General features: G+C 65.2%; 17 protein-coding genes and 1 pseudogene. 5 read left to right on the forward strand and 13 right to left on the reverse strand.

Annotated elements, in window-relative coordinates; genetic code table 11:
* Positions 1-4 precede the first annotated feature (4 nt).
* Together C486_RS05775 and C486_RS05780 are read left to right on the forward strand one after the other, a co-directional pair.
* Entirely contained in the window at positions 5-2,110 is a 2,106-nt protein-coding gene (locus tag C486_RS05775) for a dipeptide ABC transporter ATP-binding protein (RefSeq protein WP_049910201.1), read from the forward strand.
* A 182-nt stretch (positions 2,111-2,292) separates the two neighbouring features.
* Positions 2,293-3,120, forward strand: coding sequence for an HpcH/HpaI aldolase/citrate lyase family protein (locus tag C486_RS05780; protein ID WP_008454071.1), 828 nt, complete (start codon positions 2,293-2,295; stop codon positions 3,118-3,120).
* Between the two features lie 30 nt (positions 3,121-3,150).
* On the opposite strand, the pseudogene C486_RS05785 reads toward C486_RS05780, so the two are convergent.
* Positions 3,151-5,233: pseudogene (locus tag C486_RS05785) on the reverse strand (AMP-binding protein).
* Positions 5,234-5,340: 107 nt separating this feature from the next.
* Here C486_RS05785 and C486_RS05790 point away from each other — a divergent pair.
* Positions 5,341-6,063 (forward strand): class I SAM-dependent methyltransferase, encoded by a 723-nt coding sequence (locus C486_RS05790; RefSeq protein ID WP_049910202.1) that lies wholly within the window; start codon positions 5,341-5,343, stop codon positions 6,061-6,063.
* Positions 6,064-6,094: 31 nt separating this feature from the next.
* Here the strand turns inward: C486_RS05790 and C486_RS05795 are convergent, their stop codons facing one another.
* From C486_RS05795 to C486_RS05830, 8 genes are all read right to left on the reverse strand, one after another.
* On the reverse strand, positions 6,095-6,559 hold the full coding sequence (locus tag C486_RS05795) for a MaoC family dehydratase (RefSeq protein WP_008454076.1): 465 nt from the start codon (positions 6,557-6,559) through the stop codon (positions 6,095-6,097).
* A gap of 28 nt (positions 6,560-6,587) precedes the next feature.
* Positions 6,588-8,342 carry an acyl-CoA carboxylase subunit beta gene (locus C486_RS05800; protein WP_008454078.1) on the reverse strand — a complete coding sequence of 585 codons (1,755 nt, stop codon included), beginning with the start codon at positions 8,340-8,342 and terminating at the stop codon, positions 6,588-6,590.
* Positions 8,343-8,347: 5 nt separating this feature from the next.
* Positions 8,348-10,120 carry an acetyl/propionyl/methylcrotonyl-CoA carboxylase subunit alpha gene (locus tag C486_RS05805; protein WP_008454080.1) on the reverse strand — a complete coding sequence of 591 codons (1,773 nt, stop codon included), beginning with the start codon at positions 10,118-10,120 and terminating at the stop codon, positions 8,348-8,350.
* A gap of 2 nt (positions 10,121-10,122) precedes the next feature.
* Entirely contained in the window at positions 10,123-11,289 is a 1,167-nt protein-coding gene (locus tag C486_RS05810) for an acyl-CoA dehydrogenase family protein (RefSeq protein ID WP_008454081.1), read from the reverse strand.
* Between the two features lie 54 nt (positions 11,290-11,343).
* Positions 11,344-13,026: an acyl-CoA synthetase gene (locus C486_RS05815; RefSeq protein ID WP_008454084.1), complete on the reverse strand. Its 1,683-nt coding sequence runs from the start codon at positions 13,024-13,026 to the stop codon at positions 11,344-11,346.
* A gap of 191 nt (positions 13,027-13,217) precedes the next feature.
* On the reverse strand, positions 13,218-14,612 hold the full coding sequence (locus tag C486_RS05820) for a UbiD family decarboxylase domain-containing protein (RefSeq protein WP_008454086.1): 1,395 nt from the start codon (positions 14,610-14,612) through the stop codon (positions 13,218-13,220).
* Positions 14,609-16,114, reverse strand: a complete 1,506-nt coding sequence (locus tag C486_RS05825; RefSeq protein WP_008454087.1) for a UbiD family decarboxylase — start codon at positions 16,112-16,114, stop codon at positions 14,609-14,611. Before C486_RS05825 ends, C486_RS05820 begins: the two co-directional genes overlap by 4 nt.
* On the reverse strand, positions 16,111-16,608 hold the full coding sequence (locus tag C486_RS05830) for a hypothetical protein (RefSeq protein WP_014864003.1): 498 nt from the start codon (positions 16,606-16,608) through the stop codon (positions 16,111-16,113). Before C486_RS05830 ends, C486_RS05825 begins: the two co-directional genes overlap by 4 nt.
* Before the next feature lie 1,464 nt (positions 16,609-18,072).
* On the opposite strand from C486_RS05830, the gene C486_RS05835 reads away from it, so the two are divergent.
* Positions 18,073-18,825 (forward strand): IclR family transcriptional regulator, encoded by a 753-nt coding sequence (locus tag C486_RS05835; RefSeq protein WP_008454090.1) that lies wholly within the window; start codon positions 18,073-18,075, stop codon positions 18,823-18,825.
* A 225-nt stretch (positions 18,826-19,050) separates the two neighbouring features.
* On the opposite strand, the gene C486_RS05840 is transcribed toward C486_RS05835, so the two are convergent.
* Positions 19,051-19,839, reverse strand: coding sequence for an enoyl-CoA hydratase/isomerase family protein (locus C486_RS05840; protein ID WP_008454092.1), 789 nt, complete (start codon positions 19,837-19,839; stop codon positions 19,051-19,053).
* 76 nt (positions 19,840-19,915) lie between these two features.
* Positions 19,916-21,472, reverse strand: coding sequence for an acyl CoA:acetate/3-ketoacid CoA transferase (locus C486_RS05845; protein ID WP_008454093.1), 1,557 nt, complete (start codon positions 21,470-21,472; stop codon positions 19,916-19,918).
* A 225-nt stretch (positions 21,473-21,697) separates the two neighbouring features.
* Between C486_RS05845 and C486_RS05850 the strand changes: the two genes are divergently transcribed.
* Positions 21,698-22,822: an acyl-CoA dehydrogenase family protein gene (locus C486_RS05850; RefSeq protein WP_008454095.1), complete on the forward strand. Its 1,125-nt coding sequence runs from the start codon at positions 21,698-21,700 to the stop codon at positions 22,820-22,822.
* A gap of 2 nt (positions 22,823-22,824) precedes the next feature.
* On the opposite strand, the gene C486_RS05855 is transcribed toward C486_RS05850, so the two are convergent.
* Positions 22,825-23,688 carry a 3-hydroxyacyl-CoA dehydrogenase family protein gene (locus C486_RS05855; RefSeq protein WP_008454097.1) on the reverse strand — a complete coding sequence of 288 codons (864 nt, stop codon included), beginning with the start codon at positions 23,686-23,688 and terminating at the stop codon, positions 22,825-22,827.
* 239 nt (positions 23,689-23,927) lie between these two features.
* Positions 23,928-25,562, reverse strand: a complete 1,635-nt coding sequence (locus tag C486_RS05860; RefSeq protein WP_008454098.1) for an acyl-CoA synthetase — start codon at positions 25,560-25,562, stop codon at positions 23,928-23,930.
* Between the last annotated feature and the right edge of the window lie 327 nt (positions 25,563-25,889).

Below are 25,889 nucleotides of genomic sequence, written 5' to 3' on the forward strand. Positions count from 1 at the left end.
GACGATGACAGAACAACCACAAGATTCCGCGCTCCTCTCCGTCGAGAACCTCCACACGCGCTTTCGGACCAGCGAGGGCCCCGTCCACGCGGTCGAGGGCGTCTCGATGACCGTCGACGAGGGAGAGATCGTCGGCCTGGTCGGCGAGAGCGGCTGTGGCAAGTCCGTGACCGCGCGCTCGATCGTCGGCCTGCAGGACCCGGGCGAGGTCGTCAGGGGATCGATCCACCTCGACGGCATGGCCGTGACCGACGCGACGGACCGACAGCTCCGCCGGCTCCGCGGGGACACCGTCTCGATGGTGTTTCAGGACCCGACCGAGACGCTCAATCCCGTCTTCGACGTCGGCGAGCAGATCGCCGAATCCCTCAAGGTCCACGATCAGCTCGACTCCCAGTCCCTGCTCGAGTACCTCCACGTCCCGCCGTTCAGCAGCCGATCGGAGTGGCACGAGTACCGCGAGCGGGCGATCGAACTCATGGCGCAGGTCGGCATCGCGAACCCCGAGGACCGCGTCGACGCCTACCCGCACGAACTCTCCGGCGGGCAGCGCCAGCGGGCCGGTATCGCGATCGCTCTCGCATCCGATCCGGACCTGCTGATCGCCGACGAACCGACGACGGCGCTGGACGTGACCACGCAGGCACAACTCCTCGAGCGACTCCGGCGGCACAACGCCGAGCGCGGAACGGCGATCCTGTTGATCACGCACGATCTGGGCGTCGTCGCCGACATCTGTGACCGCGTCGTCGTGATGTACGCCGGCGAGGTGATGGAAACCGGTCCGACCGAGCGCATCCTCGAGGACCCCCGCCATCCGTACACGAAGGCGCTGCTCGACTGTCTCCCCCAGCGCGTCGACCGCGGCGATCGCCTGGCGACGATCGAAGGATCGGTCCCCGAACCGACCGGCGACCGGACGGGCTGTCCGTTCGCTCCCCGGTGTGACCAGGCGACCGCCGCCTGTCGGGACGGCGAGATCTCGACCGTCGATCTCGGCGACGGTCGCGGAACCGTCACCTGTGGCGAGTCGAGCACGCTCGAGGCCCACGCCGCGCGTTCAGGGATGGCCGCTTCCGATGGGGCCCCCGAACCGGGTTCAGCGACCTCCGGGAGCGCTCCCGGCGGCGGTCCGGACCGGTCGACGCCCCCGCTCGTCGAACTCGAGGGTGTTTCCAGACGCTACTCGCTCGCGAACGGGCCGATCGAACGCCTCCTCGGGACCGACGACACACTCCGGGCCGTCGACGATGTCGACCTCGAAATCCGGGCCGGGGAGACGCTCGCGCTCGTCGGCGAGAGCGGCTGTGGCAAGTCCACGCTGGCCTCGCTGCTCACCGGCCTCGAGGCACCGACGACCGGCACGGTTCGAATCGACGGCACCCCGGTGGGAACCGCCGCCGACCGCGATGCCGATACCCTCGCCGACATCGGCGTCGTGTTCCAGGACCCGCGCTCCAGTCTCAACCCCCGACTGACCGTCGAGCAGGCGATCGGCGAACCGCTACGGAGCAGCGGCTGGGACCGGTCCCGTCGTCGGGACCGCGTTCGGGAATTGCTCGAGCGCGTCGGCCTGGCGGACCGACACGCGACGAGCTACCCGCACGAACTCTCGGGCGGCCAGGTCCAGCGCGTCGCCATCGCACGCGCGATCGCGCTCGAGCCGTCGTTGGTCGTCCTCGACGAGCCCGTCTCCGCGCTCGATGCCTCCGTTCAGTCCCGTCTCCTCAACGTGCTCGCGGACCTTCAGGCCGACCTCGACCTCGCGTATCTGTTCATCTCGCACGACCTGACCGTCGTCGAACATATCGCGGATCGCGTCGCGGTGATGTACCTCGGGGAACTGATGGAGGTCGGCCCCGCCGACCGCGTGTTCGACTGTCCGACCCACCCGTATACGAGGGCGTTGCTCGAGGCGATTCCGTCGCTCGACCCGGGCGGTTCGACGGGGACCTCGCTCGAAGGCGATCGGCCGAGCCCGGTCGATCCGCCAAGCGGGTGTGTCTTCCGGAACCGCTGTCCGATGGCCGAACCGAAATGTGCGGAGACCGACCCCGACCAGCGTCAGCTCGGGCCAGTACGCGCAAAATGCCATATTGCCCCTGATTGACGACTGGACGGCGTCTCGATGGTCGTTTGCAGCGACTCAGCACCCCGAATACGATGGTTGGTGGTATCCTGACCGCTCCCCTTTCCCAAGCGACCAGCGGTCGTCCTGACCTCACCCGCTCGTCGGACGCGTCCGTTTCGGAAAACCGTACGGCTTAATCGGGAGACCTGCCAACGAATACTATGGTTCGTCGAAGCGTTTTGTTCTCGCCCGGTAACAAACCCGACCTCATGCGGAAAGCGGCCGAGAGCGAGGCCGATGTCGTCGTCTTCGATCTCGAGGACGCAGTTGCACCGGCGGACAAGCAGGCTGCACGCGAGGCCGTCCGCGAAGTGCTCGCCGAGGTCGACTCCGAGCGGGAGATCTGTGTTCGCGTGAACCCGATCGGAACGTCGGCCGCCGCCGATCTCGAGGCGATCCTCCAAGGTACTCCGCCGGACAGCCTGCTGCTTCCGAAAACGGAGTCAGCCGCGGATGTCCGAACGGTCGACCGACTCCTCGCGGAACACGACGTCGAGCTGCCGGTTCTGTCGCTGATCGAATCCGCAGCGGGCGTCCTCCGGGCCGATGCGATCGCAGCGGCCGACGCGACCGCCGCGCTGTTGTTCGGGGCCGAGGATCTCGCGGCCGACATCGGCGCGACGCGGACGAGCGAGGGAACGGAGGTGTTGTACGCCCGCGAACGGACGGTGCTCGCTGCCAGCGCTGCCGGGATCGACGCCATCGACATCGTCTATACCGACTATACGGACACGGACGGCCTCCGCGAGGAAACGGCGTTCGCCGCACAGCTCGGGTACGACGGCAAAATGGCGATCCATCCCGATCAGGTTCCGGTCATCAACGACGCCTTCACGCCCAGTGACGAGGACATCGAGTGGGCGGAGCGCGTCCTCGATGCCCGTGATCGGACCGCCGCGGGCGTGTTCGAAGTCGACGGCGAGATGATCGATGCGCCACTCATCGCACAGGCCGAACGCATTCTCGAGCGCGCCGGACAGTCGACGTGACCGATTCGGGAGTGAAGCGATGCCCGTTCGCTACCGCGCGTCCCTGATCCCCGCGAGCGCGTCGGGGTTCTCGATGCTGCTCGTGTCGCCGAGGTCCTCGCCGGCATAGAGCGCCTCGACGACACGCCGAACGATCTTGCCGGACTGCGTTTTGGGAAGTTCGTCGACGAACAGCACCTCGCGTGGACGGAACGGTTTGCCCAACTCCTCACCGACTTGTGCGCGCAGGTCCGCGCGGAGGGCGTCGGTTTCGTCGACCCCGTCCTCGAGGACGACGTAGGTGACGACGGCGGTGCCGGTGGTGTCGTCGGGCGCGCCGATGGCGGCGGCCTGGGTGACCGTCTCATGGTCGATGAGTGCGCCTTCCACCTCCGCGGGGCCGACCTTGCGGCCGGCGACGTTGAGCGCGTCGTCGGCCCGGCCGTGGAGGAACCAGAAGCCATCCGCGTCTCTCTGGGCCCAGTCGCCGTGGTCCCACATGTCACCGAACGTCGACCAGTACTCCTCGAGATAGCGCTCGTCGCCGGCCCACAGGGATTTGATCATCGACGGACAGGAGTCCCGCGCGACGAGGTAGCCCCGTTCGGTGTCTTCTTTGACCGAGTTGCCCTCGCGGTCGACGATGTCGATGTCCATCCNTCATCGACGGACAGGAGTCCCGCGCGACGAGGTAGCCCCGTTCGGTGTCTTCTTTGACCGAGTTGCCCTCGCGGTCGACGATGTCGATGTCCATCCCGAGGCCGGGCCCGCCGAGCGTACAGGGTTTCAGAGGCTGGGGGGGCAGCGGCATCAGGAAACAGCCACAGATCTCCGTACCGCCGGAGATGTTGATGATCGGGGCCTCGCCCCCGCCGACGTTCTCGTGGAACCAGTGCCAGGATTCGGGGTCCCACGGCTCGCCCGTTGAGCCGAGGATTCGCAGCGAAGAGAGGTCGTGGCCGGAGAGCCAGTCGTCCCCGTGTTTTCGCAGCGCCCGAATCGCCGTCGGTGAGATGCCGAACTGGGTGAGCGTGTGGCGGTCGATCATCTCCCAGAATCGATCGGGCTCGGGGTAGTCCGGCGCGCCCTCGTACATGAAGACGGTGCCGCCGAAGGTGTGTGTCCCGATCAACGTCCATGGCCCCATCATCCAGCCGATGTCCGACACCCAGAAGAACCGGTCCGACGGCTTGAGGTCCATCCCGAAGTGTAGTTCTTTGGCGGGCTGGACGAGCGCGCCGGCGTGGGTGTGAACGATTCCCTTCGGCTTGCCGGTGGTGCCCGACGAGTACAGCAGCATCGATTCCTGCGCACTCGGGAACGACTTCGTCTCGTACGTGTCGTCCTGAGACGCCACAGCCTCGTGCCAGTGTTCGTCGCGAGCCTCGTTCCAGGGTGTGCCATCGGCATCGGCGAGACCCAGTCGGTCGTAGACGATCGTGTGTTCGACGTGGCCGACCGCTGCGATAGCCTCGTCGGCAGTCTCCTTGAGGTGGACCTCGCTCCCGCGACGGGAGAACCCGTCGGCGGTGAACAGGACCGAACACGCCGAATCCGAGATCCGGGTCGCCGTCGCGTCGACGCCGAACCCGGAGAAGATCGGCACCGCGATCGCGCCGAGCTTGAAACAGCCATAGAGGATCGAGATCACCTCCGGAACCATCGGCATATAGAGGCCGACAGTGTCACCAGTCCCGACGCCGCGCTCCTCGAGCGCGTTCGCGACCCGATTCGACTGGCGGTGGAGGTCGTGGTAGGTGACCTCGCGGACCGTGCCGTCTTCGCCCTCCCAGAGGCAGGCAACGTCGTCACGGGTTTCGCCGTCGGCTGCGTGGCGGTCCACGACGTTGTGAGCGATGTTGAGTTCTCCACCGGGGTACCACTCGGTGAACTGCGGTCCGGCGCTGTCGTCCCTGACCTCGTCGAACTCGATCCCGAGGTAGTCGACGAGTTCGTCCCAGAACCATTCGATGCCGGATTCCGGAACGCCATCGATGTCGGTCGTCGTTCGTTCGATGAGTTCCTCGTAGTCGTCGATCCCGTACTCCTGCATGAACTGCCGGACGTTCGTCGATTCGACGAACTCCCGGCTCGGTTCGTATGCGATGTCGTCGATCTCGGATAGCTCTGTCATTCGTCTCTCGGTTTCGCAGTGAGACTGCTGGTTGGCGGGCGATACGTCGATGCGAGTGGGGTGGGCCGATGGGAACACGTATTCCCTCGCCGCTCGTTGCCGAGCGTATGAAGGCCGTCGTCCGAACGAACTTCGACGACAGCGTCACCGCTTACGACGCCTACGAGCAGCGAACCGGCCGCTTCACCGCACTCGCAACGCTGCTGGCCGCCGAACTGTCGGCTCGAGTCGACGGCCCGTTCGAGTCCGTCCTCGACGCCGGTGCCGGCACGGGCGCGAGTACGCGCGTTTTCGCCGCGCGGGCACAGCGCACAGTCGCGCTGGACATCAGCCGCGAGATGCTGCGCGAACTCGAGGCCGCGCCGCGGGTTCAGGCCGACTTCGATCACCTGCCGTTCGCCGACGGCTCGTTCGACGGCGTCGCGTTTACCGCGTCGCTCTTTCTCGTCCCTGACCCGCCGGTCGCGACGCGGGAAGCCGCCCGCGTCCTGCGGCCGGGCGGGGTCGTCGGTGCCGTCGCGCCGTGTGGCTGGGTCGACGCCGACGGCACGGACGTCTTCGCGGACCTCGAGCGGGAATCGCGGTCGCCGACGGGTGCCGACGTGGTGGAGGCGGCGCTTGCCGAGGCGTTTTCCGTCACCACGGGCACCTGGCGGTTCGCGACGACGGCCGCCGACGTGCGGCGGTTCCACGCGATTCCGGCGATGGCGGCGCGCCTCTACCCGAACCTCGCCGCCGACGAGCGCGTCGCGAAGGCGCGCGACCTGCTTGGCGGTCTCGAGGGGACCGTCGAACAGCGGTGGCGCTGGATCGTCGGCGTCGCCGACTGATGTCTCCCCGACGTTCACGCCGAGGGGGATGTCAGTCGGCGTGCTCGCGTTTCAGCGAGAGCGCGGTCCGGTCGAACTCACAGACCAGCGGTTCCTCGGGATCGTTCACTTTGAACACGTCGACGTGCATGGTGACGATGCCGCGCTCGCCGTCGCTGGTCTCTCGCTTGTCGGTAACCGTCGACTGAACCCGGATCGTATCGCCGTGATAGACCGGGTTCGGATGTTCGATGTTGTCGTACGACAGGTTCGCGACGATCGTGCCGTCGGTGGTATCGGGGATCGTGAGCCCGACGGCCAGGCTCATGGTGTAGAGCCCGTTGACCAGCCGCCCGTCGAACTGCGTCCCCGACGCGAACTCGGCGTCGAGATGCAACGGCTGCTGGTTCATCGTCATGTCGCAGAACTGCTGGTTGTCGCGTTCGCTGATCGTCCGTCGCTTCTCGTGTTCGATGGTCTCGCCGACCTCGAACTCCTCGTAGTAGCGTCCTGTCATGGCTTATCTGGAGACGTTCGGGCGGTGATCAGAGGACGGTGCCGTGTTTCTTGTCGGGCAGGTCCTTCTCGACGGTCTCGTAGAAGGCAAACCGCGCCTCGAGTTCCTCCCGCAAGTCGCTTGGCGGGACGATTTCGTCGATGACGACCTCGCTTGCCATCCGGTGGACATCGATGTCCTCGCGGTACTCCTCGCGGAGTTCCTGCTCCATTCGCTTGCGCTCTTCCTCGTCGTCGATCTCGGCGAGCTTGCGGGCGTAGACCGCGTTGATCGCCGCTTCGGGGCCCATGATGGCGATTTCGCCCGACGGAAGCCCGATGACGCTCTCGGGGTCGTAAGCGGGGCCGGACATCGCATAGATGCCCGCGCCGTAGGCCTTGCGGACGACCACCGACTGCTTGGGCACCGTCGCCGACGAGGTCGCGTAGATCATCTTCTTACCCTGCTCCAGGATCCCGTCTTTCTCGACCTGTGAGCCGGCCATGAAGCCGGGCGTGTCACAGAGGTAGAGCAGCGGGATGTCGTAGGCGTCACAGGTCCAGATGAATTCGGCGGCCTTCTCGGCGGCGTCGGGGAAGATCGCGCCCGCCCGGTGTGCCGGCTGGTTGGCGACGATCCCGATCGGCCGGCCGTCGATCCGGGCGAAGGCGGTGATGATCTCCGGCCCGTACTCGGAACGCAACTCGAGCGTCGACCCCGCGTCGACGATCCGGTCGATAACGTCGAACATGTCGTAGCCCTTGTTGGGTTCCTGGGGAACGACGGCGTCGATGCCGTCGGGCGAGGCGGCGGGTGCCTGCCCGTCCGTCCGGGGCGGAGTCTCGTCGCTGTTGTTTGGGAGATAGCCGATGAGTTGGGCGACCAGTTCGCGGGCGTGTTCCTCGTCTTCGGCGATGAGGTCCGCACTCCCGGAGTGCTGTGCGTGAACGTCCGGACCGCCCAGTTCCTGGAGATCGATCTGTTCGCCGGTGACCATCTCGACCATGCGCGGGCTGGCGATGGCCATCGCGCTCACGTCCCGGACCATGACGGTAAAGTCCGCGAAGACGGGGGTGTACGCCGCGCCGGCGATACAGGGGCCGTAAAGCACGCAAATCTGGGGGACTCGACCGGAAAGCATCGAGTGGTTGTAGTAGTATTTCCCGATGCCCTCGCGGTTGGCGAAGAAGCCGGTCTGCTGGTCGATCCGCCCGCCCGAGGAGTCCATCAGGTACAGCACCGGCTTGCCCGTCTTCAGGGCGCGCTGTTGCATTCGCAGGAATTTCTCGACGCCCTTTGCGGCCATGCTGCCGCGCTTGACCGTGTAATCGTTGGCCATGAAGTGGACGTCTCGTCCCTCGAACTCGGCAGCGCCCGTAATCAGCCCGTCGGCCGGTAGCCGGTCGTCGTCGTCCGCGTCGGTGTTCGCACCGTCCGGATGCCAGTCGTCGAACGCCGCGAACTTGCCGTCCTCGAAGAGGAAGTCGTCGCCGAACCAGAGATCGATCCGGTCGCGGACGAACAGCTTCCCCTGGTCGGGCAGTTGGTCTTTGTACTTCTCCGGCCCGCCCGCGAGGATGTCGTCGATCTCGTCCAGCAGCGTCTCCTCGCGGGCCGTCGGGCCGAGTTCCGAGTCCGGGTCGGCCGCGGCCGTCGCGTCGGTACCGCCGTCGTAGGACGCGCTGCCGATCTCCTCGCCGCCGTCGGTGACGACGGTGACGTCGTCTCGGTACTGCGACGCCATCGCCTCGGCGATCGCCTGTGCCTCCGCGTCGGTCGTGTCCGTTGAAATTCGAATTCGCATCGGTGTTACTCCAGTGTGACGAGCGTATCGCCCATGTCGACGGAATCGCCCTCCGTGATCGGGACTGACTCGACCGTCCCGCCGGCGGCGGCGACGACGTCGTTCTCCATTTTCATCGCCTCGAGCACGCAGACGACGTCGCCGGCGGCGACCTCGTCACCCGCATCGACGGCGACGGAGAGGATCGTTCCCTGCATCTCCGCGGTGATGGCGTCGGCGGTCGCGACCTCGGCAGTATCCGTCGTTGCGGCTCCGCCACTGGAGCCGCCGCCGGTATCGGCACTTCCGGCCGTCGCTCGCGGGAGCCCGTCCTCGATGACGACATCGAACCGCTTGCCGTCGACCTCGACGGTCACCTCGTTGGTCGTCGCTCCCGTGCCGTCGCCGCCGGCGGCCGTTGTGGGACCCCAGCGGTCGACGGCCGCCTCGAGTGCGTCGGCATCGAGTTCGCGATCGAGGTACTTCGTCGTGTGATCGCCCGCGACGAAGGTCTCGTCGTCGAGCATCAGTCGGTGGAACGGGATCGTCGTGTGGACGCCCTCGACGACGAAGTGCTCGAGCGCGCGCTTCGAGCGCTCGAGGCAGTGGTCGCGGTCGTCGCCGCTGACGATCAGCTTCCCGATCATCGAGTCGTAGTCGCCGCCGATCTCGTCGCCCTGGGCGACCGCGTGATCGAGGCGAATCCCGATACTCGTCGGCGGCCGGTAGGTCGTCAGTTGTCCGGGGGTGGGCGCGAAGTCGGCGGCCGGGTTCTCGGCGTTGATCCGGTACTCGATCGCGTGGCCGTCGATCGCCACGTCGTCCTGGGCGAAGGCGAGTTCGTCGCCGGCGGCGACTCGCAACTGCCAGCGGACGATATCGATCCCGGTCACTTCCTCGCTGACGGTGTGTTCGACCTGGATGCGGGTGTTCACCTCCATGAAGTAGAACTCGCCGTCTTCCACGAGGAACTCCACCGTGCCGGCGTTCGTGTACCCGGCTTCGCGGACGCCCTGCCGGGCAGCCTCGCCGATGTCGCCGCGCAGGTCGTCGTCGAGGGCCGGGCTCGGGGCCTCCTCGATGACCTTCTGGTGGCGACGCTGGAGCGAACAGTCGCGTTCGCCGAGGTGACGGACGTTGCCGTGCCGGTCCGCGAGCACCTGCACCTCGATGTGTTTGGGTGCCTCGAGGTACTTTTCGACGTAGACCGAGTCGTTACCGAAGTAAGCCTCACCTTCGCGGCGGGCGCTCTCGAGGGCGTCGTCGACTTCGGCCTCGCTGCGGACGATCTTCATGCCGCGGCCGCCACCGCCGCCTTCGGCCTTGATGGCGATGGGATAGCCGAACTCCTCGCCGAGCGCCCGCACCTCGTCGGCGTCGTCGACCGGGTCGGTCGTTCCCGGAACGACCGGGACGCCGGCTTCCTGCATGACGGTTCGGGCCTTCGTCTTCTCGCCGAGGGTTTCCATGGCGTCGCTGGGTGGGCCGACCCACGTGAGATCCGGCGTCTCCTCGACGCGGCGGGCGAAGTCGGCGTTTTCCGCGAGGAACCCGTAGCCGGGGTGGATCGCATCCGCGCCGGCCCGCTCGGCGACGTCGATGATTTCCTCCTGATCGAGGTACGATTCGCTGGCCGGCGACGGGCCGACGTTGTACGCCTCGTCGGCGTACTCGACGTGGCCGCCGTCGCGGTCGGCATCGCTGTAGACGGCGACCGTTTCACAGCCCAGTTCTTCGCAGGCAGCCATGACGCGCACCGCGATTTCGCCGCGGTTCGCGACGAGAACTTTGTCGAACATGGTCAGTAGGATTTGGGGAAGCCGAGTTCCTGGCCGATGTGGTTGTAGGCCATCTGCTGGGAGACCGGCGCGAGTCTCGTGAGGTTGATCTCACGCCACCAGCGCTCGACGTCGTACTCCGTCGCGTAGCCCCAGCCGCCAAACGCCTGCATCGACTGCTTGACGGCCTCGATGCCGGCCTCGACGGCCGTCGCCTTCGCGACGTTCGTCTCGTAGCCACACTCCTCGCCCTGGTCGTAGAGCCAGGCGGCTTTCTCGCGCATGAGCGACGCCGTTTCCATCCGCGCGTAGGCCTGCGTGATCGGGAACGAGACGGCTTGGTGACTCCCGATCGGCGCGTCGAACACCTCGCGGTCGGTGGCGTACTCGATGGCCGTGTCCGCGGCCAGTTTTCCGATCCCCGTTCCGGCCGCGGCAAAGCCGATGCGCTCGGGGTTCAACATGTCGACGAGCGCCCACCAGCCCTCGTCTTCCTCGCCTAACAGGTTCTCCTCGGGTACGCGGACGTTCTCGAGGAACACTTCGCACGACTTCGAGTAGTTGATGCCGTGTTTGGCGATCGGCGAGACGTCGATGCCGGGCGCATCCATGTCAACGATAAAGAGGCTGATACCATCGGTGCCCCGATCGACCTCCTCGAGCGGCGTCGTGCGGGTGACGATGATCATGTTCTCCGCCCGGTCGGAGAAGGTAATCCACGCTTTCTGTCCGTTGAGGACGTACTCGTTGCCGTCTTTCTCCGCTCGCGTGGCGACGTTCAGCGTGTTCGTTCCCGCTTCGGGCTCGGTGATCCCGATCGAGAAGTTCCGCTTCCCGGCCGCGATGTCGGGGAGATACCGCTCCTGCTGGGCCTCGGTGCCGTTCTCGCGGATGCCGACGGCGGCCATGCCGGCGGTGAGCACCAGATACCAGGTGCCGGCCATGCCACAGCCCTCGGCACAGAGCGTCTCCATCGCCAGTCCCATCTCCTGCATACCCATCCCGGCACCGTCGTACTTCTCCGGGATCAACAGTCCGTGGAAGCCGGCGTCCGCGAGTTCGTCCCAGAACCCCTTGGCGAATTCGCCGGCTTCCTCTTTCTCCCGCCAATACTCCGGTCCGTATTCGGCTGCGACCGCTTCCGCGGTCGACTGAATCATCGAACGTTCGGTGGTAGCTTCGAAATTCATTGTGTGATCTGCGTGATTACGTCTTCGTGATCGATCGTCTCGAGAGACAGTCGCTTACGTCGATTTCTCGGTCTCTTCTTCCGCGTCGTCTTGGAGTTCGGTTCGACGGATCTTCCCGGTGACCGTCTTCGGCAGTTCCTCGCGGAACTCGATCTCCCGGGGGTACTCGTGGGCCGAGAGCTCGTCGCGCACGTGGGTCCTGATGTCCTCCTTGAGGTCCGCGGACGGCGTTGTGCCCTCGCTTGGCACGACGTAGGCCTTCACGATGTTGCCCCGCTCCATGTGGGGTTTAGGCACGACGGCCGCCTCGGCGACGGCCTCGTGTTCGCCCAGCGAACTCTCGACCTCGAACGGGCCGATCCGGTAGCCCGAGGACAGGATGACGTCGTCCGCACGCCCCTCGAACCAGAAGTAGCCGTCCTCGTCCTTGTGCGCGAGATCCCCCGAGAGGTACCACTCCCCGTCCGGTCCGTCGACGAAACACGACGCGGTCTTGTCCGGTTTCTGCCAGTATTCGTCGAAGAAGCAGGGATAGTCCCCGCGCTGGGCGATCTCACCCGTTTCACCGGGCTCGAGCACGGCACCGGTTTCGGGGTCGACGATGTCGGCCTCGATGCCAGGGAGCGGCTTGCCCATCGAGCCGGGTCGCAGCTCCATCGTCGGGTAGTTGTTGATGATCATGTTGCCCGTCTCCGTCTGGCCGTAGGTGTCGAGGATGGTGACGCCGAGTTCGTCCTCCCCCCAGTCGACGACGCCGGCGCTGAGTGGCTCGCCGATCGAGAGCGCGTGTCGCAGCTCGAGGTCGACATCGGCGAGGACGGACTCGTTCTCGCGGAGCATCCGATAGGCCGTCGGCACCGAGAACAGCACGGTGATCGGATATTCGTCGAGCAGGGCCGCCCATGTTTCGGGGTCGAACTCGCCCTCGTAGGTGAACAGCGAAGCACCCCAGAACCAGGCCCCGAGCGTGTTGATCACGCCGGTCAGCCAGCCCAGATCGCCCGTACTCCAGTAGAGGTCACCGGGCTGGAGATCGACGGTGTACCGCTGGGTCGCCGCCACGCCGGCCACCCATCGCTGTTTGTGGCGGACGCCCTTCGCCAACCCGGTCGTCCCCGACGTGTAATAGAGCAAGGCGTCGTCCTCGCCGCCGGTGTCGGCGGCCTCGTAGTCCGTACTCGCGCCGTCGAGTGCCGTATTGAAGACGACATCGTCCGCGGGCGCGCCGCCGCCGCGGTCGACCGTGATAACGTGTTCGACCGTCGGTGCGTCCGCGAGCGCGTCCGCGACCGTCTCGCGGTTGTCGGTCGTCGTCACGAGCACTTTCGCGTCGCAGTCGTCGAGCCGATAGGAGATGCCGTCCGGTCCGAACCGCTCGTTGACGCTCCCCCAGACGGCCCCCCGCTTCAGCGTCCCCACCATCGCCACGTAGTGTTCGGGAATCCGTGGCATATACGAGAACACGCGGTCACCCTGTTCGACGCCCAGCCCCTCGAGAACGTTCGCGAACTGGCTCGAGCGATCGGCCAGCTCCCAGAAGGTCATCTTGGTCAACTCCCCGTCGGTCCCGACCTGATAGAGCGCGACCGTCTCGCGTTCGGTCGCGTGCCGATCGGCGACCTCGTGTCCGATGTTGAGTTGCCCTGGTGCGTCCCAGTCGGCTGCCGCGTAGATGTCGTCCCACGAGAACTGCTCCCGTTCGGCCTCGTAGTCGGACAGATTGTGGCTGGACACCATACACCGCCCCGCAATCCCTTCACCGTATATAGCTGTACCGGTAAATTCTGCACCAACAATAGCATAACACTGGACACGAACACTGAAATTATAGACTCGTTCACGGTACCGGTTTGCGTAAACGCATCTGTTTTCAGTACATACGTCATAGTACATATTGGACCGATAGTGTTCGGCTTCGCGTCCGGCTCTCAGGTCTCGTCGCGTTCGCCGTCGCGTTCCGTGTCGTGACGGCCGTTCCAGGCCTGTCGAGCAGCGTCACGAACGGGTCCCGGGAACGACTGTTCGAACGCGACTCGCGGGGCGATGTACGAATCCTCCCATCGGGGGTCCCAGGCCGCGTTCACGTACAACCGAGCGCCGGTTTCCCCGTCCTGACGATATCGGGGCCGCTTCGCCGCCGGCGCGGCCGATTCGCTGAAGATCCAGTCTCGAGACGGGTGCGCTTTCACCCAGATATCGCCGAGGACGCGCCCGAGGTCTCGCGGCGAGACGTCCTCATCGACGATAACGACGGTATCGAACAGTGACGAGAACGTAAAGAGGATGTTGGCGAGTTGCCACTCGAAGCCGGCATAGAGGACGTCCGTGGCGACGAAGCAGATTCCGAGTTCGGTCTCCGCCGGCAACAACACCCACTCGACGGGCGAGATCCCCCAGTAATCGTTGACCCGATGGTACAGCGTCGCTGCCGCCGCAAGTCCCGTGAGCTGTACGTCGTCCGCGAGCGGTCGTCCGACGGGGGACACCGGGAGCACCGGGTCGTCGGTCGCGATCACTCGCTCGATAGAGAGGGCCAACGGCGTGCTCGCGACGACGTGCTCCCACGCCTCCTGCCGGTCCGACTGGAAGTCGGGGTGTCGATCCTCAACCGTCGTCTCGATGACCAGTTCCGTCGCACTCGGGACGAGGCCGCCGTTCGTCGGGACGAGCGGGACGTTGTCCGCGACGCCGCAGTCCTGCACTGGGTGTTCGATACGGCCCGTGACCGTGAGCAGATAGGCGGTCGTGATCGCCGCCGGCGGCACGCCGAGGGCGATCGAAAGCGTCCCGCCGTCGTCGAGCAGTGACGAGACCGCGGCGGGCGTGTAAACGCCGAGCGTGTCGTCGCTGATGACGGACCCGTAGATCGGTGCCCAGTGCGATCCGTCGGCCGTCGCGACCGACACGACCCCCAGGGTCAGCGAGGGCCAGACGTCGTCGGTGCCCCGGGGCAACTGCAGTTCCTGAACGCCGTCGACGGTGCGTGACGCGGCCTGTCCCGCGTACGTCGGTTCCACACCGTCAGCCGGGCCGAGGGCCGTGATCGTGTCCAACAGGGTGACGAACGGCGCGTCGGGATCGAGTCCGAGACCCAAGGCGAGCCGCGACCACGGGTGGGAGTCCCGGCGCTGCATTTGATCGGGACCGCTGAACGTCCCGCTGGCGAGATCGACGCCGTCGACCCGTTCGTATCGGATCGCCGGTCCGCTCGCGCGGAGCGCTTCCGCCGCGACCACGTCCACGGGAACGTCGTCAGGGTCGTCGAGGGTCACGAGATCATCGTCGCTCGCTAACCCCCGCAGGTATTGTGTGAACGGAATCATCGTGACTCACCGGTTCGCTCCTCGAGGTGGGCAAACGGTACCGGCGAGACGCCCGCGTCGACGAGGTGTTGCTGCGCTCGCTTTCGCAGCGACTCGTCGTCGGGTCCGTCCTCCGCGGGGGACTCGCTGGTCGCGTCGATGTACGCCTTCGCGGTCTTGGCTTTCGAGGTTCCGACGTCGGCGCTGCCCTTCTCGTCGGGGGTCTGGTAGATGTTGAGGGGGACTTTCGGCATCCGCTCGACGCCGAACTGGTGAAAGTCCGCGTCCGGATCGGCCTCGAGCGCGATCGCCGTCAGTACGGCCCGCGGGTCGAGCGGGTCGGTATCGGCGTCGACGAACACGAAGAAATCGATGTGAAGCATTCCCCAGGTCGTAAACACGAAGTTCGCCAGTTCGTGGAGATAGCCCGGATAGGGACGGTCCGTCGCGATGACCCAGACGGTGCGAGACGTAAAGCGCCACGGGACGGCCATCGTGACGTCGAAGCCGGCCGCCCGAAGGCCGAGGGTCGCGTCGGGGCCTGCTGCAGCGGTCTGGAGCGTGCTGCTCGAGTTCTGGCCGTATCCGACCCCGGTTCCTTCGACGCAAAACGGCACCCGCGGCTCGGTGCGGCGGGTTATCGCGTCGACCGCGAATACCGGCATGGACCGCCGCGGCCCGTTCATGTATCCGAAGTAATCGCCGAACGGTCCCTCGTCGAGTCGCTCGCCCGGAAGCACCCGGCCCTCGAGGACGAGTTCCGCCGTCGCCGGGACGTAGAGGTCGTTCGTCTCGCACGCGACGAGGTCGACCGGGCCGTCTTTCAAGCCGCCCGCGAAGGCCGCTTCGCTCCGGCCGGTCGGAATCCACATTTCCGTACTGCACTGGACGGCCGGTTCAGCGCCGAGGACGACCGCGACCGGCATCGGTTCCGCGCGCGGTTCGTAGTCGTAGTAGTAGAGGTTCGGGGCCTGTTCGCCCGCCAGCAACAACAGACTAGCAAGGGCGTCGTCGTGGATCATCATCCGATGGGTCGACCAGTGTCCCCACTGGGTCTCCGGGTCCGGCGCGACGACGGTGTGGAGGTTGGAATATCGTCCGCCATCGCCCTGATGGAGATACGGCCAGGGGATCGACAACAGGTCGACGTCCGCCCCGGTATCGACGACGTCCTTACAGGGGGCTGCGTCGCGGTCGACGATCCGCGGCTCCCGGGGCGACCGGAGTCGATCCACAATTCTCTCGTAGTACGCGGGCCCCGACAGCCCGGACGCCAGCCCGAACGCCTGGGCGAGGTGGTCCCACGGTCGACACCGCGGACCGCGATACGGATCGCCGACGAGCGACGCGTCGATCGCGGTCTCCCCGACCGACTCGAAGACCGGCACCTCGCCGTCCGAGCGGTTCGCGAGCGTCGTGATCGCACTCACCTCGAGATCCCACGATCTGTCATCACTGAACGAGACGAGCGCAGCCGCGTCGTCGAGGGACTGGAGGAACTCCCGGAACGACGGCCCCGTCATGGCTCGCGCTCCGAGCGGGCGCGTCGGAGCGGGTCGTCCTCGAACTCCGTCCGGACGTTTTCGTATGCATCCAGCAATGCGGGCTGGTTCTCCGCGAGATACTGAAACGATATTTCCCGAAGGGCCTCGGCGGTTGAATCGTACTGCCCCGATTCGACGAGATACCGCAACACCACTTTGAGATCGTCGGATCGCGTGTTGACGATGTTCGACGTCGCGTCTTGATCGCTCGCGAGCCGACGAAGGAGGTCCTCGTTGATGCCAGCCGAATCGATCTCGTCGATGAGTTCGATATACCGCTCCTTGCTGACGTTTTCGTGTGGTCCAGCGACGACGGTCAGTGGAGTCGGATCGGTGAGGTCGTCGGGTTCGCGAGCGATCCGTACTCGAGCCTCGAAGATTCGTTTCGTCTCCGCATCTGTAATCTGGAGTGTCGTTTCTGTACGCTCTTCGTCGGGCAGATGCTCCTCTGCTGTAATGTAGTGGTTCGACATAGCCTCCACGTTGTCGTTTCCGCGGCCCGTGTCTCGCGGGTGCACGAGCCAGTACGCGTCCCTATTCTCGTTCTCCACTTAAAGAGGATCGGTTCATCCGACTGCGGAGTCGGAGACCGTACGGTCCCGTCTCCCGTGACTGCGTGGAGACAGTTGGAGGCAGCGGCTAACTCGGAACGCAACGGTCATGGGATAAAAATATGTCTACAGCACGAATTGAGACAGCTATATGCCGGCCGATAAGACTGACGGGACGGACGACGAAGCGGAGCGATCGTGGCTAGACCGACTCATCGACCTCGTATGGATTCTGCCGTAACCGTATGCCACGCCGAGGTCGCCGAGCGCTCGGAAGGCTGTCCGACGCACAAACGGACACGAGGTGAACTCGAGGAGCCCGCGTACAGCGGTCACGGAGCCGATGCCAGCAGTACGCGTCGTATGCCATCGCCGAGGCAGCGATCAGTGGGTCGGCCTGTATGAAATACTTCGAAAGTGATGGGTTGGACATAATATCGCACCTCTGTCTGTTTTGGAGCTGTGTTGGGTGTCACTGTCTCGGCTCGAGATCGGACCCTGCGACCGTGGAGTACTGCCGTGAGAACGACGCTGGCTCGACGGAAATCACGGCGACTGTCGCTCACTGTGTCGCGTCCCATTCCAGAGTCGGCAAAGACGGCCGTTTTGTCCGGCTCAAACGATGACACGGCTCAATACCGATGCGGCTCGCAGCCGGTGAGAACGGTTGTCGACCCGGCCACGACCAACTGAGCGCACCGGCAGCCGATTGGATTCCAACTGCCGGCCGGTCCGCCACTCTCGAATCGCCGAGTGTGCCCGCTCGAGAGCGAACCCCTATGGAAGAGAAAGTATCGGTGCAGCTGATGGTTCGATGGGCGGCGAGTGCTCGATTCGATTTCGAGTCGTGATCGCTGCCACACCGACAGCGGCGAGTCACCGCTCGGAACTATCGGGCGGGGCCGGTTGCGTGGATTTACACACATACGAGTGTAACATCTGGCCGGACAGAGACACACGGATGAGACCGCGGGAGTATCCGACTCTCTCGAAACGAACTGTCGCCCTCCCCCGCGGACCGTGGACACCCCGTCCGAGTGGTTTCGGTATCGACGAAGGTATTCGTTCCGACGATGCCGAATCACTTGTACGTCGGCCGTAGGATCTCTTTCACCGGATGATTCATCGCCTCTTACCGGTCTCCTGCTCGAGATCCGTTTCGGGTCCTTCGAAACGTCATATCACCAGTAACACGGCAGGGAGTGCATGTTCGCTACGGTCCGGAAGCGTTGTGCGGTCGTTGGGTGGGCGTATCGGCTGTGCTATTTTTTCAGTGACGCCACCGAAGCCTCGGTCTTGAACTCTCCTCCTCGGCACGGGACAGTCCTTGGAGAACCATTCGACGGAGCCGAACGTTTACTATGGCTGCGACGAAACGGGTGCGTCATGACGGGCACATCGAACCGGTCGGTCGAACGGGCGTTCAGGATCGTCGACGAACTCGCGGAAAACGGGAGCGGACGGGTCTCGGAGCTGGCGGAGCGCCTCGATATGCCCGTCAGTACCGTGCACAACTACCTCCAGGCGCTCGTCTCGACGGGCTACGTCGCCGTCGAGGACAAGGAATACTCGACGACGACGCGGTTTCTCGAGGTCGGGCATCGACAGCGCCACCGGCTGGAAGTGTTCAAAGCCGTCAGCGACGAACTCCAGGATATCGCGGCGGAGACTGGCGAACACGTCACGCTGCTGGTCGAGGAAAACGACCAGTGCGTGATCGTCGCGGTGCAGGAAGGGCCCGACGCCGTCAATCTGTTCGCGTACCCCGGAGCCCGAATGCCGCTTCACGCGGCAGCCCCCGGGAAAGCGATCCTCGCACACATGCCCGACGACCGAGTTCGGGAGATCATCGACCGACAGGGACTCGTCGAGATGACGAAGCAAACGATTACCGATCCCGACGTGCTCTTCGACCAACTCGAGCGGATCAGAGAACAGGGGTACGCCGTCGACGAAGGCGAACGAATCGCGGGCATGGTCTGTCTCTCCGCGCCGGTACTCGACAAGGGAGACCGCATCCGCGGTGCGATCTGCGTCTGTGGCCCCCAGAGCCGCATCGACGAGGCGAGGCGCGAGGAGATCGCCGATATCGTCCAACGGTCGGCGAACGTGACACAGGTCAACCTCGATTACGTCTGATCGGGACCGGCCACACGCGTCGCCGTTCGTCCGGAGTCGGACGCGGATTCAGGAGCCGTCACGGCTATAGAAACATTGACCGTCACTGCACACCTGCTCGCACGACGGCTGTGCGCTGGATGTGTCAATCGGTCCGTTGGTGTACCGCGGCGCTGTCGCCGACGGTCAGTCTCCGGCCGACGCGGCCGACCGCGACCCGCGATGCCGACGGTAATCGCCGGCCACCTATCGGCCGACGAAGTCGGGTTCGTCGTCGCCGAAGAACGCCTCGAGTCCGCGTTCGTAGTCGTCCGTTCGCGTCGCGCGTGCGATTGCGTCCGTCTCCGCCGCAAGCTGGCGCTCGAGCGAGCGGTCGTAGCTGTCGGTTAGCAGCTGCGTCGTCGTCCCGAACGCGTGAGTCGGTCCGGCGGCCAGTTCAGCGGCCACGTCGGCCAGCCGGTCGTCGAACTCGTCGGCGGGAACGACCTCGGTTGCCAGCCCCAGTTCGCGGGCGTCCTCGGGTCCGATGGGCTCGTCTCGGAGGACGATCTCCTTGGCGGCACGGAGACCAACCAGTCGCGGCAGGAAGAACGTCGCGCCGCCGTCGCCGGTCAGTCCGATGCCCGGATACGCGAACGTGAGCGTCGCGTCCTCGCCGAGGACGAGCAGGTCGGGAAACAGCGTGAGACTGAACCCGATCCCGGCGGCGATCCCGTTGACGCCACCAACGACCGGCGTGTTCGCCCGGTGGAACTGGACGATCGCTTCGTGGGCCCGCCCGGCTAGCTCCCGGATATGCGCCGCGTCGGAGTCGTCACCCGACAGGGCGGTGAGATCGGCTCCCGAGCCGAAGAAATCGCCCGCGTGTGTCAGCACGATACACCGCGTGTCCGGGTCCTCGCCGAGGGTCGTCGCCACCGAGACCAGTTCGTTCGCCATCTCGAGGGTCAGCGCGTTTCGACCGGCCGTGCTATCGAGCGTGACCGTTGCAACGCCGTCGTCGTGATCGATCGAGAGGTTGTCGTATGCGACCATCGATCGGGCGTTCGCGGCCGTCTCGCTTAACGGTTTGCGCTTCGGTTCGGACCCGGCCGATCCTCGGGAATTCGATCTAGACCGCGTCGGTCAGATCGAGGGGATCATCGACGAACAGTTGCGGCTCCATCTCCGCCAGCTCGTCGGCCACGAGCGGCTCGAAGCCCATCTCGTCGATGACACCGGTCTCGGGATCGAGACCCGGTGCGATCTCGGTGAGGACGAGACCCTCGGGAGAGAGTTCGAAAACGGCGCGTTCGGTTACGTAGACGATCGGCTGCTCGGTTTCGACGGCATACTCGCCGCTGAAGGTGATCTGCTCGACCGACTCGACGAACTTCGGGCTCGTTCCCTCGCGTTCGATCGCGAGCGCGCCGTTTCCGGTCGCGATCTCGAGACCATCGGTCGTCAGGGTGCCACAGAAGACGACCTTGTCGGCGTTCTGGGTGATATTGATGAACCCGCCACAGCCGGGCAGTTGTGAGCCGAACCGGCTGACGTTGATGTTGCCCGCGGCATCCGCCTGTGCCATGCCCAGGAAGCCGATGTCGAGTCCGCCGCCGTCGTAGAAATCGAACTGCTGGGGCGAGGACACGAGCGCCTCGTGGTTGACCGCGGTCCCGAAGCTGATCCCGCCGGATGCGGCACCGCCGACCGGACCCGACTCGACGGTCTGGGTAATCTCGTCATCGACGCCGCCGTCGGCCGCGACGACCGGCACGAGTTCCGGGACGCCGACCCCGAGGTTGATAACCGAATCCGGCTCGAGTTCCATCGCGGCCCGGCGGGCGATGATCGTCCGCGCGTCGAGCGGGAGCGGCTCGCGCTCGTCGTCGGTCGGCTGCTTGATCTCGCCGCTGTAGGCGGGATTGTAGGCGTCGCCGTACGTCTGCTGGTGGTGACTCGGCGGCGCTTCGACGATGGAATCGACCAGCACGCCGGGGACGGCCACGTCGCGTGCGGTGAGCGTGCCCGACTCCGTGACGCGCTCGACCTGTGCGATCACCGTGCCACCGGAGTTGTGGGCGGCCTGGGCCATCGCCAGCACGTTCGAATCGAGCGCTTCCCGTTCCATGGTGACGTTCCCGTCTTTGTCGGCCGTCGTCCCCCGGATGATCGCCACGTCGATCGGCACCGAGTGATAGAACAGGTACTCCTCGCCATCGACAGTCATGAGCTCGACGATGTCCTCGTCGGTGACGTCGTTGACCTTCGCGCCGTCCTGGCGCGGATCGACGAACGTCCCAAGCCCGACGTGGCTGATCGTGCCGGGCTTGCCCGCGGCGGTGTCGCGGAGCATGTGATCCATCACGCCGAAGGGGAGGTTGTAGGCCTCGATCTCGTTGTCGACGATCCGTTCCATCAGGTCGGGCGTAAAGCCCCAGTGGCTCGCGATCGTGCGCTCGAGCAGCCCATCCTGGACGAGATGTGACAGGCCACGACCCTGTCGGTCGCCCTCCGCAGCGGGATGATACAGCGTGAGTGCGCCGGGCTGGCCGGTTTCGGCGTATCGCTCGCCGAGCGCCTCAAGGACGTACTCGGGGAGTCCGACGGCGACGAAGCCGCCGATGCCGACCGTATCGCCGTCGTCGATGCGTTCGATAGCCGCCTCTCTGGACTGACGAACTGTCATACCACCTCCTCTCGAGAGGTGCTATTTTTAGTTACCTATCTCCGGCTCCCGGGCCGCCGCATCGACCGAGAGCACCGGTCTCGAGGGCGTGCGCTCGCGGAGCGGATACGCCGCTGCCGCTGTCGGGCACCGAGCGGAGCCGGTGGACTATCGCTCGCTCGGACGGCTCGGGACGGCGACCAGCGGAATCGGACGCTTTACTATCCCACTCACGAAAGACCACGTATGGAGTTGACGAACGAACAGCAGCTTATACGGGACACGGTTCGAGAGTTCGTCGAGACCGACGTTCTCGAGGGGATCGATGAGCACGACGCTGACCAGACTTTTCCGGAAGACGTCTGGGACGGGCTCGCGGAGCTCGATCTGACCGGGCTGACGGTTCCCGAGGAGTACGGCGGGTTCGACGCCGACGAAGTGACGTACAGCATCGTCAATGAAGAACTAGGGCGAGGACATCTGGCGGTCGCGACGGCCCTGTCAGTCCACTGTCTGGCGACGTCGTGTATCCGCCAGTTCGGAACCCAGGAGCACAAAGACGAGTGGCTGCCCGAGATGGTCGACGGTCGCCCGGTCGGTGCCTTCGCGCTGTCCGAGCCCGACGCCGGCTCGAACCCGGCGGAGATGAGCACCGAGGCCCGACTCGAGGACGGCGAGTACGTCATCAACGGGAAGAAACAGTGGATCACGAACGGCAAGCGAGCGGGCGTCGTCGTCCTGTTCGCGAAGACCGATCGCGACGATCCCGACACCGTGACGCAGTTCCTGGTGCCAAAGGACACGCCGGGGCTGGAAGTCGGCAAGAAGGAGGACAAACTCGGACTGCGTGCCAGCGACACGACGACGCTGCTCTTCGACGACGTACGCATCCCGGAAGAGAACCGGCTGACGGAGGTCGGCGACGGATTGAAGGCCGCGTTCTCGATCCTGACCGGCGGTCGGATCGCGATCGCCAGCCAGGCCGTCGGTGTCGCCCAGGCCGCCCTCGACGCCGCCGTGAGCTACGCCAACGAACGCGAACAGTTCGGGGAGCCGATCATCGAGCATCAGGCGATCGCCCACAAACTCGCGGACATGCAGACCGACGTCCAGGCCGCACGGCTGCTGACCCGCGACGCCGCCCGAAAGAACGACGACGGGCTTGACCCGCAGGCGGCAAGCATGGCCAAGTACTTCGCGAGCGAGACGGCAGTCGATGTCGCAAACGAGGCGGTGCAGGTCCACGGCGGCTACGGGTATACCAAGGACTTCGACGTCGAACGCTACTACCGCGACGCCAAGATCACCACGATCTACGAGGGGACGTCGGAAATACAGAAGGAAGTCATCTCACGGCACCTGTCGGAGTAGCGTTACTCGTACTCGTAGAATCCGACGCCCGTTTTCTTGCCGAGGTCGCCGGCCTCGACCTTCCGTTTGAGGAGATAGGCGGGCTTGTACCGGTCGCCGAGTTCCTCGTGGAGCGTCTCGGACGCGTGGAGACAGACGTCGAGGCCGATGTGATCCGCCAGCGTCAGCGGTCCCATCGGGACGTTCGTGCCCAGTTCCATCCCCGTATCGATGTCCTCCTTCGAGGCGACGCCCTCGTCGTAGGCCCGAATCCCTTCGTTGATCCACGGCATCAGGATGCGGTTCGTGACGAAGCCGGGCTTGTCGTCGGCTTCCCACGTCGTCTTCCCCAACGCTTCGGCGAACGCGTGTGCCAGGTCGGTGACTTCGTCGGTCGTCTTCTCGCCGACGACGATCTCGACGCCCTCCATGATCGGCACTGGGTTCATGAAGTGTAGGCCGACGACGGCGTCCGGTCGCTCGGTCGCGCTCGCGATCGACGTGATCGAGAGCGTGCTCGTGTTCGTCGCGAGGACGGCATCGTCGTGACAGATCGCGTCGAGGTCGGCGAACACGTCGCGCTTGACCTCGAGGTCCTCGAGAGCCGCCTCGACCACGATGTCACAGTCCGCGAGGTCGTCGAGGACGGTCGTGCCGGTGATTCGATCGCGAACGTCAGCGGCGTCCGCGTCGGTCAGTTGCTCTCTGGCGACGAGCCGATCGAGACTATCCGCGATCGTCTCGAAGCCGTTGTCGACGTACTCCTGTTCGATATCGCGCATCACGACGTCATAGCCCGCGGTTGCGGCGACCTGTGCGATACCACTGCCCATCGTCCCCGCGCCGACGACGCCGACGCGGTCGATCGTCTCTAGCTGTGGAGCCATCGTTCGGTGATGCTCGGACAGTCATAGTAAAGCTCCCGACTCTCATCAGCGGCGACGACTGTGGTCGCGCGTCGACGGTCGACGTGCGATGAACAGTCCACACGACTGTTGTTGCCACTATCACGAGTGCGTTTCACTGGGACGGGAATCACTCCGTCTGGATCACACCGCGACCGTCGAACCGAACGCGACGGCCGACGATTACGCGCTATCCGGCCGCGTGAGGCGACGCCGTCCCGCTATAACCCGTGTTTGTGCTGCTCTTTCTCGCGGAGTTCGACGCGGCGGATCTTTCCGCTCGAGGTCTTGGGGAGTTCCGCGGTGAACTCGATCCGGCGGGGATACTTGTAGGGCGCGGTCTCTTCCTTCATGAACGCCTGGAGGTCGTCTTTCAGTTCCGGACTCCCCTCATAGCCGTCAGCGAGGATCACGTAGGCTTTGACGACGCTGCCGCGCTCCTCGTGTGGGCTGTCGACGACGGCGGCCTCGGCGACGGCGTCGTGGCTGACGAGCGCGTCCTCCACCTCGAAGGGGCCGATACGATACCCCGACGAGATGATGATGTCGTCGGCCCGGCCCTCGAAGAAGAAGTAGCCGTCTTCATCGCGGGAGGCGAGGTCGCCCGTCCGATAGTAGTCGCCGGAGAGTTTCGCCTCGTCGAGATGGGGTTTCTCGTAGTAGCCATCGAAGATCGCCGGTGACTCGACCGGGACGGCGATCTCACCGATTTCGCCCGGCTCGACTTCCTCGTCGTCGTCGACATCGATGATCGTCGCGCCGACGCCCGGCGTCGGCTTGCCCATGCTCCCGGGCTTGATATCGATCCCGGGATAGTTCGTGACCAGGGCGACGGTCTCGGTCTGTCCGTAGCCGTCCCGTGGGGTGACCCCCCAGGCGTCTCGAATGCGCTCGATCGGTTCGCGGTTGAGCGGTTCGCCCGCCGAGAGCGTATCGTCGAGTTCGACATCGTAGCTTTCGAGGTCGGCGTTGGCGAGCATGCGGTACTGAGTCGGAACGGCACAGAGCTTGGTGACGCCCTCCGACGCCAACAGTTCGAGGAAGGTGTCGGGCTCGAACTCGCCGTCGTAGATGAGTTGCGTCGCGCCGGTCGTCAGGCCGACGCCGACCGGGCTCCAGAACCACTTGGCCCACCCGGTCCCGGTCGTCGCCCACAGCAGTTCGTCCTCGAGATCGGTTTCCTCGTCGATCCCCCACCAGTAGGGCGCGTTGATCCGATTGAAACAGTACTGCCAGCGGTGTTTGTGCAAGACCGGCTTCGGCTGGCCGGTCGTCCCGCTGGTGTAGTTGATCGACATCGGATCGTCGGCGGAGAGGTCGGGACCGTCGTACTCGGTCGACTGGCCGTCGATCACCGATCGGAACGTCGTCCACTGGTCGCCGTCGTCTCCCCCATCACCGTCGAGCACGATCATCCGCTCGAGGGGAGTTTCCGCGAGGATCGGTTCGACCATGTCGGTCAGCGACTCGTGGACGACGATCGTCGACGCGTTACAGTCGGTCGCGCGGAATTCGATGTCCTTCGAGCGGAGCATCGACGAGCAGGGAACCAGCAGGGATCCGGTCGCGAGAGCGCCGAGCTGGACGGCGAACGCGTCGGGGTGTCGCGGGAAGAGGTGCATGACGCGGTCGCCGGTCCCGACGCCGAGTGCCTCGAGTCCGTTCGCGAAGCGGTTCATCCCGTCACGGAGGGCGGCGTACGTCCGCTCATCGCGGCCCCCGTCCTCGTCGAGGAAGCGGACGGCGACGCGGTCGCCGAACGATTCGGCGTGGTCGGCAACGACTGAGGGAATCGCGTACGATTCTGGAACGTCCCATTCGAAGCTCCCGACTGCCTCCTTGTAATCTACTCCCATGGATGGTCAATCATACCATACCATCTTTAGTGTTTTGTCGGTCCCGATCGGAGTGCCGGAACGGGTCCGCTCTCGGGGTGGTTCGACGGTCGAAACCGTCGGTCGGCGATCCGGAAAAGACCGATCCAAGCGGACGGGAACGACTCCTTCCACCACCGGACCGGGTCGCGCGATCGACAGCAAGACTTTAGAATACTGGCAGAGATAGTCACACTCATGTTTGACACTCAAGAGCTCGACGATATCCGCGAGCGGCGAGCGGAGTGGAAAGCGGAAACGCTCGAGCCGACCCTCGACGCTCACGGCGAGCGAAAGGACCGGTTCGCG

Source organism: Natrinema gari JCM 14663 (genome assembly GCF_000337175.1).
GTDB lineage: Archaea > Halobacteriota > Halobacteria > Halobacteriales > Natrialbaceae > Natrinema > Natrinema gari.

Excerpts from the sequence above, each read along its gene's own strand:
- C486_RS05775 (WP_049910201.1), top strand. The coding sequence starts at position 5 with ATGACAGAACAACCACAAGATTCCGCGCTCCTCTCCGTCGAGAACCTC.
- C486_RS05780 (WP_008454071.1), top strand. The coding sequence starts at position 2,293 with ATGGTTCGTCGAAGCGTTTTGTTCTCGCCCGGTAACAAACCCGACCTC.
- C486_RS05790 (WP_049910202.1), top strand. The coding sequence starts at position 5,341 with ATGAAGGCCGTCGTCCGAACGAACTTCGACGACAGCGTCACCGCTTAC.
- C486_RS05795 (WP_008454076.1), bottom strand. The coding sequence starts at position 6,559 with ATGACAGGACGCTACTACGAGGAGTTCGAGGTCGGCGAGACCATCGAA.
- C486_RS05800 (WP_008454078.1), bottom strand. The coding sequence starts at position 8,342 with ATGCGAATTCGAATTTCAACGGACACGACCGACGCGGAGGCACAGGCG.
- C486_RS05805 (WP_008454080.1), bottom strand. The coding sequence starts at position 10,120 with ATGTTCGACAAAGTTCTCGTCGCGAACCGCGGCGAAATCGCGGTGCGC.
- C486_RS05810 (WP_008454081.1), bottom strand. The coding sequence starts at position 11,289 with ATGAATTTCGAAGCTACCACCGAACGTTCGATGATTCAGTCGACCGCG.
- C486_RS05815 (WP_008454084.1), bottom strand. The coding sequence starts at position 13,026 with ATGGTGTCCAGCCACAATCTGTCCGACTACGAGGCCGAACGGGAGCAG.
- C486_RS05820 (WP_008454086.1), bottom strand. The coding sequence starts at position 14,612 with ATGATTCCGTTCACACAATACCTGCGGGGGTTAGCGAGCGACGATGAT.
- C486_RS05825 (WP_008454087.1), bottom strand. The coding sequence starts at position 16,114 with ATGACGGGGCCGTCGTTCCGGGAGTTCCTCCAGTCCCTCGACGACGCG.
- C486_RS05830 (WP_014864003.1), bottom strand. The coding sequence starts at position 16,608 with ATGTCGAACCACTACATTACAGCAGAGGAGCATCTGCCCGACGAAGAG.
- C486_RS05835 (WP_008454090.1), top strand. The coding sequence starts at position 18,073 with ATGACGGGCACATCGAACCGGTCGGTCGAACGGGCGTTCAGGATCGTC.
- C486_RS05840 (WP_008454092.1), bottom strand. The coding sequence starts at position 19,839 with ATGGTCGCATACGACAACCTCTCGATCGATCACGACGACGGCGTTGCA.
- C486_RS05845 (WP_008454093.1), bottom strand. The coding sequence starts at position 21,472 with ATGACAGTTCGTCAGTCCAGAGAGGCGGCTATCGAACGCATCGACGAC.
- C486_RS05850 (WP_008454095.1), top strand. The coding sequence starts at position 21,698 with ATGGAGTTGACGAACGAACAGCAGCTTATACGGGACACGGTTCGAGAG.
- C486_RS05855 (WP_008454097.1), bottom strand. The coding sequence starts at position 23,688 with ATGGCTCCACAGCTAGAGACGATCGACCGCGTCGGCGTCGTCGGCGCG.
- C486_RS05860 (WP_008454098.1), bottom strand. The coding sequence starts at position 25,562 with ATGGGAGTAGATTACAAGGAGGCAGTCGGGAGCTTCGAATGGGACGTT.